The sequence below is a fragment of the Pseudomonas sp. GL_117 genome, assembly GCF_057835125.1.
The window spans coordinates 4,673,495-4,686,178 of sequence record NZ_CM174418.1; the positions used below are offsets into that span (position 1 = coordinate 4,673,495).

12 protein-coding genes are annotated in these 12,684 nt (G+C 61.5%); 2 read left to right on the top strand and 10 right to left on the bottom strand.

Going from position 1 to position 12,684, the window contains the following annotated elements; translation table 11 throughout:
* Window positions 1-41 precede the first annotated feature (41 nt).
* The 5 genes from fabG to AC3ISR_RS21200 all read right to left on the bottom strand — a co-directional run bounded on the left by fabG (window position 42) and on the right by AC3ISR_RS21200 (window position 3,611).
* Window positions 42-785 carry a 3-oxoacyl-ACP reductase FabG gene (gene fabG, locus AC3ISR_RS21180; protein WP_192300677.1) on the bottom strand — a complete coding sequence of 248 codons (744 nt, stop codon included), beginning with the start codon at window positions 783-785 and terminating at the stop codon, window positions 42-44.
* Between the two features lie 19 nt (window positions 786-804).
* On the bottom strand, window positions 805-1,743 hold the full coding sequence (gene fabD / locus AC3ISR_RS21185; RefSeq protein ID WP_021491483.1) for an ACP S-malonyltransferase: 939 nt from the start codon (window positions 1,741-1,743) through the stop codon (window positions 805-807).
* 126 nt (window positions 1,744-1,869) lie between these two features.
* Window positions 1,870-2,880: a phosphate acyltransferase PlsX gene (gene plsX / locus AC3ISR_RS21190; RefSeq protein ID WP_192300676.1), complete on the bottom strand. Its 1,011-nt coding sequence runs from the start codon at window positions 2,878-2,880 to the stop codon at window positions 1,870-1,872.
* Window positions 2,881-2,884: 4 nt separating this feature from the next.
* Complete coding sequence (gene rpmF, locus AC3ISR_RS21195) at window positions 2,885-3,067, bottom strand: 50S ribosomal protein L32 (RefSeq protein ID WP_008152339.1); 183 nt, start codon at window positions 3,065-3,067, stop codon at window positions 2,885-2,887.
* Between the two features lie 13 nt (window positions 3,068-3,080).
* Window positions 3,081-3,611 carry a YceD family protein gene (locus AC3ISR_RS21200; protein WP_015885435.1) on the bottom strand — a complete coding sequence of 177 codons (531 nt, stop codon included), beginning with the start codon at window positions 3,609-3,611 and terminating at the stop codon, window positions 3,081-3,083.
* 105 nt (window positions 3,612-3,716) lie between these two features.
* Here AC3ISR_RS21200 and AC3ISR_RS21205 point away from each other — a divergent pair, with 105 nt between their 5' ends.
* Complete coding sequence (locus AC3ISR_RS21205) at window positions 3,717-4,295, top strand: Maf family protein (protein WP_489324420.1); 579 nt, start codon at window positions 3,717-3,719, stop codon at window positions 4,293-4,295.
* A 134-nt stretch (window positions 4,296-4,429) separates the two neighbouring features.
* On the opposite strand, the gene AC3ISR_RS21210 is transcribed toward AC3ISR_RS21205, so the two are convergent.
* Genes AC3ISR_RS21210 through rluC form a run of 3 tightly spaced genes read right to left on the bottom strand, consistent with a single transcriptional unit; the run spans window position 4,430 to window position 7,043 of the window.
* A complete protein-coding gene (locus AC3ISR_RS21210; protein WP_463984931.1) occupies window positions 4,430-5,413 on the bottom strand; it encodes a S49 family peptidase in 984 nt (327 codons plus the stop codon).
* 21 nt (window positions 5,414-5,434) lie between these two features.
* The gene (locus AC3ISR_RS21215) at window positions 5,435-6,097 is read right to left on the bottom strand and encodes an HAD-IA family hydrolase (RefSeq protein WP_192300673.1); all 663 of its coding nucleotides are present in this window, start codon (window positions 6,095-6,097) and stop codon (window positions 5,435-5,437) included.
* Entirely contained in the window at window positions 6,084-7,043 is a 960-nt protein-coding gene (gene rluC, locus AC3ISR_RS21220; protein ID WP_033901273.1) for a 23S rRNA pseudouridine(955/2504/2580) synthase RluC, read from the bottom strand. Before rluC ends, AC3ISR_RS21215 begins: the two co-directional genes overlap by 14 nt.
* A 768-nt stretch (window positions 7,044-7,811) precedes the next feature.
* On the opposite strand from rluC, the gene rne reads away from it, so the two are divergent.
* Window positions 7,812-10,973, top strand: coding sequence for a ribonuclease E (gene rne / locus AC3ISR_RS21225; protein ID WP_489324421.1), 3,162 nt, complete (start codon window positions 7,812-7,814; stop codon window positions 10,971-10,973).
* A gap of 74 nt (window positions 10,974-11,047) precedes the next feature.
* Here rne and AC3ISR_RS21230 read toward each other — a convergent pair whose 3' ends face one another.
* Both AC3ISR_RS21230 and AC3ISR_RS21235 read right to left on the bottom strand, forming a co-directional pair.
* Window positions 11,048-11,647, bottom strand: coding sequence for a nucleotidyltransferase family protein (locus tag AC3ISR_RS21230; RefSeq protein ID WP_463984933.1), 600 nt, complete (start codon window positions 11,645-11,647; stop codon window positions 11,048-11,050).
* Window positions 11,644-12,597 carry an XdhC family protein gene (locus AC3ISR_RS21235; protein WP_192300670.1) on the bottom strand — a complete coding sequence of 318 codons (954 nt, stop codon included), beginning with the start codon at window positions 12,595-12,597 and terminating at the stop codon, window positions 11,644-11,646. The genes AC3ISR_RS21230 and AC3ISR_RS21235 overlap by 4 nt, the downstream gene beginning before the upstream one ends.
* Window positions 12,598-12,684 lie beyond the last annotated feature (87 nt).

The window sequence follows — 12,684 nt, forward strand, 5'->3', positions numbered from 1 at the left end:
GACAGCTCGTATGACATTTTTTTGAAGCGATCCGTCACAATTTAACTCATGTACATCCCGCCGTTAACCGGGATTGTAGCCCCAGTCACGTATGCCGCACCGTCGGATGCCAGGAAAGTGACCACATTCGCGATCTCTTGAGCCTGGCCCAGACGGCCCAGCGGAATCTGCGTCAGCAAGGCTTCACGCTGTGCTTCCGGCAGCTCGCGGGTCATATCGGTGTCGATGAACCCTGGGGCCACCGAGTTGACCGTAATCGACCGCGAACCGACTTCACGTGCCAATGCACGGCTGAAACCTTCCAGACCGGCCTTGGCGGACGCGTAGTTTACTTGGCCTGCGTTGCCCATGGCACCCACTACGGAGCCAATATTGATAATTCGGCCCCAACGCGCCTTGGTCATGCCGCGCAAAACGCCCTTGGACAGGCGAAACAGACTGTTCAGGTTGGTATCGACCACGTCGTACCACTCGTCGTCTTTCATGCGCATCATCAGGTTGTCGCGGGTAATACCGGCGTTGTTTACCAGAATAGCCGGCGCGCCGAACTGCGCAGTGATCTGGGCCAATACGGCAGCCACGGACTCATCGCTGGTCACGTTCAGCTCAAGGCCGGTGCCTTGTACGCCGTTTTCCTTCAGGGTCGCGGCGATACGCTCGGCGCCCGAAGCGGAAGTGGCGGTGCCGATCACGATGGCGCCTTGGCGACCCAGTTCGAGGGCGATGGCCTGGCCAATACCACGGCTTGCGCCAGTAACCAGTGCAACTTTACCTTGCAGACTCATGCAGGCTTCTCCTAATTCTTCAGGCCAGTGCTGCGCGAGCGGCAGCAAAGGCATCCGGGGTATTGAGGTTAGCGGTCGACACACCGTCGGCGCAGCGCTTGTTCAGGCCGGCCAGGACTTTGCCCGGGCCGCACTCGACCAGTTCAGTGGCGCCATTGGCGGCCAGGGTCTGGACCGATTCAACCCAGCGTACCGGCTTGTAGAGCTGCTCCAGCAGGTCGCGCTTGAGGGTATCGAGGTCGGCGGCCACGGCCGCGCTGACGTTCTGCACCAGCGGGATCTGCGGCGCCTGCCAGTTGATGGCGGCGATGGACTCGGCAAAACGCTCGGCTGCCGGGCGCATCAGCTCACAGTGGGACGGCACGCTTACCGGCAACGGCAACGCACGCTTGGCACCACGAGCCTTGCAGCCTTCGATGGCGCGCTCGACTGCTGCCTTGGCACCGGCGATCACCACCTGACCAGGGGAGTTGAAGTTCACTGCGCTGACCACTTCGCCCTGGGCCGCTTCGGCACAGGCTTCGATCACCACTGCGTCGTCCAGGCCCAGGATTGCGGCCATGCCGCCCTGCCCCGCCGGAACGGCTTCTTGCATCAGTTGACCACGACGCTCGACCAGCTTGACCGCTTCACCGAGGGTCAGGCTGCCCGCCGCGACCAGGGCGCTGTATTCGCCCAGGCTGTGACCGGCAACGAATGCCGGACGCGCGCCGCCTTCGGCCAGCCACAAGCGCCACAGGGCGATCGAAGCGGTCAGGATGGCCGGCTGGGTCTTGTCGGTTTGATTGAGCTGCTCTTCCGGCCCTTGCTGGGTCAGAGCCCACAGGTCGTAACCCAGGGCATCGGAAGCTTCCTTGAAAGTGTCCAGGATCAGCGGGTATTGCGCGCCCAGCTCGGCCAACATGCCGAGGGACTGCGAACCCTGCCCTGGAAAGACGAATGCGAGGGATGTAGACATGTAACAAGCCCCTAATGATCTGGTCGTCAAAAATGAACGCGCCTACGATGGGAGCGCACGAAACTGACAGATTGGATGGTCAATTGAACTGGCCGGTCACATTTAAGCATTTCCGGGCCGATTCGCCTAAGGCAACAGGTCTTCAAGACGGCCATGCAAGCGTTGCGGCAGGTTTTCCTGGATCTCGATCAGGGCTCGCGCAATCGCGCTTTGAAAGCCTTCTACACCGGCCGAACCATGGCTTTTCACCACAATGCCCTGCAGGCCGAGAAAGCTCGCACCGTTATGCCGCGCCGGCGCCAGGTCAGCCTGCAGGCGCCGCATCAACGGCAGCGCCAGGGCACCGACCAGGCGCGACGCAAAACCTTGCCTGAACAACGCCTCGATGCGCGCGGCGATCATGGTCGCCAGCCCCTCACTGGATTTGAGCAGGATATTGCCGACAAACCCGTCGCACACCACCACATCCGCCTCACCCCGGTACAAACCATCACCTTCGACGAAGCCGATGTAGTTCAAGCCGCGTGCGCCTTGAAGCAGCGTAGCGGCGAGCTTGACCTGCTGGTTGCCCTTGATGTCTTCGGTGCCGATATTCAGCAGCGCCACTCGCGGGCGAGCCACGCCTAGCGCTTCGGCAGCCACCGAGCCCATGACGGCGAACTGGAACAGGTGCTCGGCACTGCAATCGACGTTCGCGCCAAGGTCCAGCAGTTGGCAATAGCCCTTCTGCGTCGGAATGGCCGCGACCATCGCCGGCCGGTCAATGCCTGGCAGCGTCTTGAGTACATAGCGCGACAACGCCATCAACGCCCCGGTATTGCCCGCACTGACGCAGGCTTGCACCTTGCCATCGCGCAGCAACTCAAGCGCCACCCGCATTGAAGAGTCAGGCTTGCCACGCAGGGCAGCCGCCGGCTTCTCATCCATGGTGATGGTTTCGCTGGCTGGCGTAATCGTCAGGCGCGCGCGATCCACCGCCGGATGGCTGGCAATCAGTTCTTCAAGTAAGGAGGGTTGACCGACAAGGGTCAGGTGCAGCGAGGGCGTTGCAGACAGGCTGGCAATGCAGGCCTGAACAATGCTGCGGGGACCGAAGTCCCCGCCCATTGCGTCTATCGCGATGACTAGAGCAGACAAGTGATTACTCGTCAGCGCCCTTGTCGATCACTTTACGACCACGGTATACGCCTTCTGGCGATACGTGGTGACGCAGGTGAATTTCACCAGTGGTTTTTTCTACAGACAGAGTGCTTGCCGTCAGGGCGTCGTGCGAACGACGCATGTCACGGGCAGAGCGGGATTTTTTGTTCTGCTGAACAGCCATAATTGATTAACTCCTAAACGTTTGGGTCACGCTTTAACTGCGCCAATACACTGAACGGGTTGGACCGCGTTACCTCGTCCTCGCTCGGTTCGGACTCGTCATCGAGCCCCTCCGGCTGCTGGCATTCTTCCGGATGATGAGCAGGCACAATGGGCAAGGCGAGCAGAAGCTCCTCCTCGATCAGTGCATGCAGATCCAATGGATCTTCGCCCAGTTCCAGCACGTCATAACCTTTCGGCAACGACTGGGTATTCGCACCCTCCTTTACCACAGCGTAACTGCATTCGCTGTGAATCGGCAGGGTGACCAGCTCAAGACAACGCTGGCAAACCATTTTGACTTCGGTGTCGATAAAGCTGTGAATTACCACAGATTTACGTTCATCTCGTTCAAAAACGAATTTCGCCTGCACCGTACCGACAGTGTCGGAAAGCGGGTCGCAGAGTCTCTCCAAATCGGCCAGCAGCAATTCACCTTGAAGGGAAGTGCCACGATCAGCCAATTTGCGCGGGTCAACGTGAGGTGGAATCGGGTCATTCAACATAGGCGCAGCATTATAGGGATGCACCCAGCCATGTCAAAGGAAATTCAGCCCTGTCCGTCGCCAGGAGTCCTCGCTAGAATCCGCGACTGCCCTGAGGAGACGCCCATGCTGCCTTTATTACTCGCTTCCAGCTCGGTTTATCGCCGGGAATTGCTCGGCCGCCTGCACTTGCCGTTCATCTGCAGCTCGCCGGACATTGACGAAAGCCATCGCGCCAATGAGTCTGCCGTCGAGCAGGTCAAGCGCCTCGCCGCAGAAAAAGCCCGCGCCCTTGCCGCCGAGCACCCAGGGCATTTGATCATCGGCTCCGACCAAGTGGCGGCGCTCGACGGACGGATCATCGGCAAACCCCACACCTTCGAGAACGCCCGTGAACAATTGCTGGCGGCGAGCGGCAAGCGCGTCAGCTTCCTCACCGGCCTGGCCCTGCTCAACAGCGACACCGGCCACTGCCAGGTGGACTGCGTGCCATTCACGGTGCAGATGCGCGTACTGGACGCCGAGCGAATCGAGCGTTACCTGCGCATCGAGCAGCCGTATGACTGCGCAGGCAGCTTCAAGGCCGAGGGACTGGGCGTGAGCCTGTTCCAGAGCACCGAAGGGCCGGATGCCACCAGCCTGATCGGGCTGCCATTGATTCGACTGGTGGATATGCTGCTGGCCGAAGGCGTACAAATCCCCTAAGCCCACCACAAAACCAAATGTGGGAGCGGGCTTGCCCGCGAATGCAGTGGATCAGCCAATACATCAGGTGACTGAAACACCGCATTCGCGGGCAGGCCCGCTCCCACATTTTGATCTACACCAGGTTCGAAATCTCAGCGCAGGGTCGGACCCTGGAAGCCCATGTACAGCGCGAGCTTCTCCGCCACGCTGGCACCCAGCTTCTTGGAGAACCGATCAAACGGCGATTCCTGCACCGTAAAGTCCACCAGCTCTTTCTCGCCGACCACGTCCCGCGCCACCGAGCTGGCACTGCCCAGCCCATCGATCAAGCCCAACGGCAGCGCCTGCTCGCCGGACCAGACCAAGCCGGAAAACAGCTCCGGATGCTCCTTATCCTTCAGCCGATCCCCGCGCCCCTGCTTCACGCTGGCGATGAACTGGCGATGCGTGGTGTCGAGCACACCCTGCCAGAACTGGGTCTCATCAGGCTTCTGCGGCTGAAACGGATCCAGGAACGACTTGTGCTCACCCGACGTATAGGTGCGACGCTCCACACCCAGCTTCTCCATGGCGCCGACAAAGCCATAACCGGCCGCTGTCACGCCAATGGAACCGACCAGGCTGGCCTTGTCGGCGTAGATCTGGTCAGCGGCACTGGCAATGTAATAGGCACCTGAGGCACCCAGATCGGAAATCACCGCATACAGCTTGGTATCCGGGTGCAGGCCGCGCAGGCGACGAATCTCGTCATACACGTAACCCGACTGCACCGGACTGCCGCCCGGGCTGTTGATACGCAGGATCACACCCTTGACCTTGGGATCTTCAAACGCCGAGCGCAGACTACCGACGATGTTGTCGGCACTGGCGGCCTCCTTGTCGGCAATTACCCCACGCACCTCGATCAAGGCGGTGTAGTTGCTGCCACGGGCGGCACTCTTCTCCATGTCCACCAGCGGACTGAACAGCACCAGCATGCCGAGCAGGTAAGTGAAGGTCAGCAGCTTGAAGAAAATCCCCCACCGCCGCGCACGACGCTGCTCCTGGACGCCGGCCAGGAGGGTCTTCTCCAGCAGCTTCCAGCTCTTGTCGTCACCATTCTCGGCCTTTTCAGGCGCTTTCCACTCATCACTCATGCCAATAACCCCAGCAAAGACTTAGTGAGCCTGACCGAGCCAGGCTTGCAATTCGGAAAAATGATTGATCGTCAGCCGTGGTTCGTACTGCTGCAAGGCTTCGGCGGACTGGGCGCCATAACTGACCGCAACACAGTCCATGCCCGCGTTGCGCGCCATCATCAGGTCGAAGGAGGCATCGCCCACCATCAACGCCTGGCGCGGCGCTACGCCGCAATGGGCGAGGATCTGCTCCAGCATCAACGGGTGCGGCTTGCTGGCGGTTTCATCGGCAGCGCGGGTAATGTCGAAGTAATCTTCCCAGCCATGGGCCCTGAGCACGCGATCCAGCCCGCGACGGGCCTTGCCGGTGGCGACCGCCAGGTGGTAACCCTCGGCGCGGAACGCGGCCAGGGAATGCACCACCCCCTCAAACAACGGCGAAGGCTCGGCCTCCAGGGCGATGTAGTGGTCGGCGTAGTGTTCACGGAACGCGATCAGCTCAGCATCGCTGATCTCGGGGTACAGGGTGCGGATCGCTTCGGGCAGGCCCAGGCCGATGATGCCCTTGACCGCATGATCGCTGCACAACGCATAACCCGAGCGGGTCGACGCAGCGTGCATCGACTCGACGATCCGGCCAATCGAATCGGCCAACGTGCCGTCCCAATCAAAAATCAGCAGCTTGTAGTCAGGGTGCGACACTCAAACGCTCCACGGTCTTGGCCCACATCTCGTCGACCGGGGCCTGCAGCTTCAGTTCGCCGCCATCCGGCAGCGGCACGGTGAGCATGTAGGCGTGCAGGAACAGGCGTTTGCCACCCAGGTCGCGGATTTCCTTGGAGAAATCCTCGTCGCCGTACTTGGTGTCACCGGCGATGCAATGCCCGGCATGCAGGGTGTGCACACGAATCTGGTGGGTTCGCCCGGTGACCGGCTTGGCTTCGACCATGGTGGCAAAGTCGCCGAAGCGGCGCAGCACCTTGAACAGGGTCAGGGCTTCTTTGCCCTCCTCGTCCACCTCCACCATGCGCTCGCCGGAGCGCAGGTTGCTCTTCTGCAGCGGCGCCCGCACGCTCTTGATCGAGCTGGCCCAGTTGCCACGCACCAGCGCCATGTAGCGCTTGTCCACGCCATCGCCACGCAGGGCGGTGTGCAGGTGGCGCAACATGCTGCGCTTCTTGGCGATCATCAGCAGACCGGAAGTGTCACGGTCCAGGCGGTGGACCAACTCCAGCTCCTTGGCATCCGGACGCAACTGACGAAAGGCTTCGATCACACCGAAATTCAGGCCGCTGCCGCCGTGGACGGCAATGCCGCAAGGCTTGTTGATCACGATCAGCTTGTTGTCTTCGAAGACAATCGAGGCTTCCAGGCGCTGCAACAGGCCCTGGGCCAGCGGCACAGGCTCGTCACGTTCCGGCACGCGCACCGGCGGCACACGGACGATATCGCCCGCCTGCAGCTTGTACTCGGGCTTGATCCGGCCCTTGTTCACCCGCACTTCACCTTTACGCAAGATGCGGTAAATCAAGGTCTTGGGCACGCCTTTGAGCCTGGCCAGGAGAAAATTGTCGATGCGTTGGCCGGCATATTCCGGCGAGACCTCGAGCAGCTGGACGCTGGGGGTCTGGGGGGCGGTAGTCGTCATGGCGGCGATGATAACAATTTTTTATGGAATTGAAGCACTTAATCATTGCTGCTATAGTCGCGAACGCCGCCAAAAGCGGCCTGGCCAGAGGACATGCGGCATACAGCCGGCCCTGACCATCGCAATTCATCAGGACGCGAGGCCGTCCTACGGGGCTTTCGCCACCTTGGAAGGCTCAGGATTGTAACGAGCGCAGGTGACATGAGGCCTGAAGCGAGTGCAGAAAGCAGAGTGAATACTCGCGTTTTGCGCCGATATTTACGGCCAGTTCACAAAGTGCAGTCAGTCTTGGGCCAGACCATGGCGAATGCTTCGGAAACAACGCCTGTTAAGAGCTGAGTGAGAGCGCAGTCGCCCACACCTAGTCTTGTTTAGCCATGAGCGTGTTCTCCCCATTGGAAAACACGGTAAATGCCAACCCGCTGCGGATTCTGCGCGCGGCAGCACCCGAATTATCAGGGATACGTGTAGGGTGGAGATGCACAACCGTCGGACCGTGTAGCACTAGGCTTATATTTAGACGCTTCATCTCGTCCACAGTCGCCGGTTGATTCCTCCTCCTGACCTTAGCTTTTGTTGAAGTGGTGCCTTGGTCACCACAGCAAACAAGCAGGACGCGTCCGTCGCGCCTTTGCCCCCTTTGGGCAGATGTCGCTGGACACTGGAGTGGCCAACCACTCTTGACGCACCTGACACCGACCGTGAGAAGTCGTGTGTGCCGAACGCCGTTTCCGGCAGCCCGGAAACCGACGGTACAACATGAAAAGAATGCTGATTAACGCAACTCAACCCGAAGAGTTGCGTGTTGCACTGGTAGATGGCCAACGCCTCTACGACCTGGACATCGAATCCGGTGCACGCGAGCAAAAAAAGGCCAACATCTATAAAGGCCGTATTACTCGCATCGAACCAAGCCTTGAGGCTGCCTTTGTCGATTTCGGCTCCGAGCGCCACGGCTTCCTGCCACTCAAAGAAATCTCCCGCGAATACTTCAAGAAAGCCCCTGAAGGCCGTGTGAACATCAAGGACGTCCTGAGCGAAGGCCAGGAAGTCATCGTCCAGGTGGAAAAAGAAGAACGTGGCAACAAGGGCGCAGCCCTGACCACCTTCATCAGCCTGGCTGGCCGTTACCTGGTCCTGATGCCGAACAACCCACGTGCCGGCGGCATTTCCCGTCGCATCGAAGGCGAAGAGCGCAACGAACTGCGTGAAGCGCTGAACGGCCTGGTTGCACCGGCCGACATGGGCCTGATCGTTCGCACTGCCGGCCTTGGCCGCAGCAGCGAAGAAATGCAGTGGGACCTCGACTACCTGCTGCAACTGTGGACCGCCATCAAAGAAGCGTCCCTGGATCGTTCCGCGCCATTCCTGATCTACCAGGAAAGCAACGTGATCATCCGCGCCATCCGCGACTACCTGCGCCAGGACATCGGCGAAGTGCTGATCGACAGCGTTGAAGCCCAGGACGAAGCCCTGACCTTCATCCGCCAGGTGATGCCGCAGTACGCCAGCAAGATCAAGCTGTACGAAGACAGCGTACCGCTGTTCAACCGTTTCCAGATCGAAAGCCAGATCGAGACCGCCTTCCAGCGCGTAGTCGAACTGCCTTCCGGTGGCTCCATCGTGATCGACCCGACCGAAGCCCTGGTGTCCATCGACATCAACTCGGCGCGCGCAACGAAAGGCAGCGACATCGAAGAAACCGCCCTGCAGACCAACCTGGAAGCGGCTGAAGAAATCGCCCGCCAGCTGCGCCTGCGTGACATCGGCGGCCTGATCGTGATCGACTTCATCGACATGACTCCAGCCAAGAACCAGCGCGCCGTGGAAGAGAAAGTCCGCGAATGCCTGGAAGCTGACCGTGCCCGCGTGCAAGTCGGCCGCATCTCGCGCTTCGGCCTGCTGGAAATGTCCCGTCAGCGTCTGCGTCCGTCCCTGGGCGAGAGCAGCGGCATCGTCTGCCCGCGTTGCAACGGCACCGGCATCATCCGTGACGTTGAATCGCTGTCCCTGGCAATCCTGCGCCTGATCGAAGAAGAAGCCCTGAAAGACCGCACCGCCGAAGTCCGCGCGCAAGTGCCGATCCCGGTTGCCGCGTTCCTGCTCAACGAAAAACGCAACTCGATCACCAAGATCGAACTGCGCACCCGTGCCCGTATCGTCATCCTGCCGAACGATCACCTCGAAACGCCGCACTTCGAAGTGCAGCGCCTGCGTGATGACAGCCCGGAAGCCCACAGCGGCCAGTCCAGCTACGAAATCGCCGCTGCTGCTGCCGAAGTGGAAGAAGTCCAGCCAGCCGCTGCGACCCGCACCCTGGTTCGCCAGGAAGCCGCCGTCAAGACCGCGCCAGCCCGTGCCAACGCACCGGTCCCGGTTGAAGCCGCCGCTCCGGTTGCCGCACCGGCCGCCCTGCCTGAGCCAAGCCTGTTCAAGGGCCTGGTGAAGTCGCTGGTCAGCCTGTTTGCCACCAAGGAAGAGCCTGCTGCTCCGGTTGTGGTTGAAAAACCAGCGGCCGAGCGCCCGGCGCGCAACGAAGAACGTCGCAACGGTCGCCAGCAGAGCCGTAACCGCAACGGCCGCCGTGACGAAGAGCGCAAGCCACGCGAAGAACGTGCACCGCGTGAAGAGCGCGCACCACGTGAAGAGCGTGCTCCTCGCGAAGCCCGTGAAGAGACTCCAACCGTAGCCCGCGAAGAGCGTGCACCGCGTGAAGAACGCGCACCACGCACCCCACGTGCCCCACGTGAAGATCGCAAGCCACGTGGCGAGCGTGAAGAACGCGTGCGTGAACTGCGTGAACCGCTGGATGCAGCACCTGCCATCGCCGCTGCTGGTGCCGCCGCTGTTGCTGAAGAGCGCCCGGCTCGCCAGCCACGCGAAGAGCGTGCGCCACGTGAAGAACGTCAGCCACGCCCACCGCGTGAAGAGCGTCAGCCACGTGCCGAACAGGCCGCCGCTGCCAGCGAAGACGAAGAAGTACTGAGCGCTGAAGAGCAGTCGCAGGAAGACGGTCAGGACGGCGCCGAAGGCGATCGCCCACGCCGCCGCTCCCGTGGCCAGCGTCGTCGCAGCAACCGTCGTGAGCGTCAACGTGACGCCAACGGCAACGTGATCGAAGGCTCGGAAGAAGCCGGCGAGAACGCAGAAGCAGCCACTGGCACCGAACTGGCTGCCGGCCTGGCCGTGACCGCGGCCGTTGCCAGCTCGGTCATCAGCGCATCGGCTGAAGCCCAGGCCCACGAGCAGGCTGAACGTGCGACCGCTGCTGTCGAAGAAACCGCCGCAGTTGAAGCTCCCGTCGCCGAAACCCCAGTGGTAGAAGCGCCGGCTGTTGAAGTGCCGGCTGTTGAAGCACCTGTTGCCGAAGCGCCGGTTGTAGAAGCAACCACACCAGTCGAAGCGCCGGTTGTTGCGCAAGTCGAACTGGCACCGGTTCACGAAGCCCAGCCAGAAGTCGAAGTGGTTGCGGTAGAAGCGGCACCGGTCGTTGAGCCTCAGCCAGTGGTTGAAGCCGTGGTTGAAGCACCCGTTGTCGAAGCCGCCCCGGAAGTTCGTGAAGTTCGTGAAGTTCGTGAAGAACAGACCGCCTTCCAGTGGACTGCCGAGCCAGCCGCCCCGGTTGAAGCGCCAGCGCCTGCCCCTGTGGTAGAAGAAGCGCCGGCTCCGGTTGCCGAAGCTGTCGTGGTTGCAGAACCTGCTCCAGTGGCTGAGCCAGCACCGGTTGTCGAGCCTGCACCCGTGGTTGAAGCGCCAGTGGTTGCCGAAGTCGCCGCTCCGGTGGTTGAAGCAGCCCCGGCCAGCGCCTTGACCGAAAACGGCCGTGCGCCGAACGACCCACGTGAAGTGCGTCGTCGTCGCAAGGAAGCTGAAGCAGCTGCCGCTGCCGCTGCACAGGAAGCAGAACACGAGAGCAAACCTCTCGCCTGATTCCAGCAGCGACTAAAAAGCCCCGCCTGAGTGATCAGGCGGGGCTTTTTGATGCTTCCAATTTGCCATGCAGTTCAATCCGAGCGAGGTGGTGTGAAGCTCAAGAGTTGCGGCAAGTCGACATCCCAAAGCACCCCCGGGTCGTCCACCAGTACCTCCTGCACCGATGCCGACACAAACAACGCCCGCCCTCCACGATCACCGCTCAGCGCCATCAACTGCGGCCCAAACGCAGCCCCAAACGCCACAGGATGCCCATACCGCCCGCTCTGCACCGGCACACGAATGCCATCCACCTCCAGCCCCTCCACCACCCGCTCAATACTCGCAGGCTGAATAAACGGCATATCCCCCAGCACCACCAGCCAACCGTCAGCCGAACCACTGGCCGCAACCGCCGCCGCAAGGCTGTCGCCCATACCTGCAGACTCCAGCAACAGCACCTCACAGCCATACGCCCTGGCCAGACGAACCACCTCATCCCGCCCCGGCGAAGTCACCACCCAGCGCCGTACAATGCTCGCCGGCAGGTTCAGCAGCACCTGCTCGATCACCGGTCGCATCACGCCATCCAGGCCCATGCAGGCGGCCAACAGCTTGTCCTGGGCATCGCCCGCTTCAGCGCGGAACCGTGTGCCCTGCCCTGCCGCCAATACAAGCGCAGTGACCGTCACGACACCACGCCATTTTTGATCGCGACAATTTCCGCCAGCAGCGATAGCGCGATTTCCGCCGGTGTATGGCTGCCGATATACAAACCAATCGGCCCATGCAAACGCGCAATCGCCTCTGCCGACAACCCCAGCGCCGCCAAGGTTTCCCGGCGCTTCTGCGTATTGACCCGCGAACCCAGGGCGCCAATGTAGAACGCCGGTGAATTCAACGCCGTCAGCAACGCCATGTCATCCAGGCGCGGGTCATGGGTAAGGCAGACGATGGCCGTACGTTCATCGGTGTGGATATTCAACACCGCTTCGTCCGGCATGCCCGGCACGAAGCGGCCGTGCTGCTGCTCCCAGCCGTAGACGAACTCTTCCCGCGGGTCGCAGATCAGTACTTCGAAATCCAGCAGCCGCGCCATTTGCGCCACGTAGCGCGACAGTTGGCCGGCGCCGATCAGCAACAGGCGCCAACGCGGGCCGTAAATCGCACGCAGGCGCTCGCCGTCGAAGGTCACCGCATCGGTCTTGTTCGCCTCGCTCAGTGTCACCTCGCCGGTCGCCAGGTTAAGTTCACGGGCGACAATCTGGTGGGCCTCGCAGCGTTCCAGCAATTGCGACACCCACTCCCACTCATCAACACGCTCCTCGGTCAGGCGCAGGGTGCCGCCGCACGGCAAGCCAAAACGCGCCGCCTCATCGCGGGTGACACCGTAAGTCACCAGCTGCACCGGCGGCCCATCGGCCGGCAAGCGACCATCTTGCAGCCGCGCGATCAGGTCATCCTCGATGCAACCGCCGGACACCGAGCCGATCACCACACCATCACCACGCAAGGCCAACATTGCCCCCGGCGGCCGTGGCGCACTGCCCCAGGTCTGCACGACGCTGTACAACACCACACGCTGCCCGGCGCGACGCCATTCGAGCACGCTGCGCAGGACATTCAGATCAACGCTGTCCATCAAACCTCCAGCAAGCTTTACAACGGCAAACAGATTCACCCACTGTAAACCAGAAACGCAAACGCCCCGAACAGGTCGGGGCGTTTG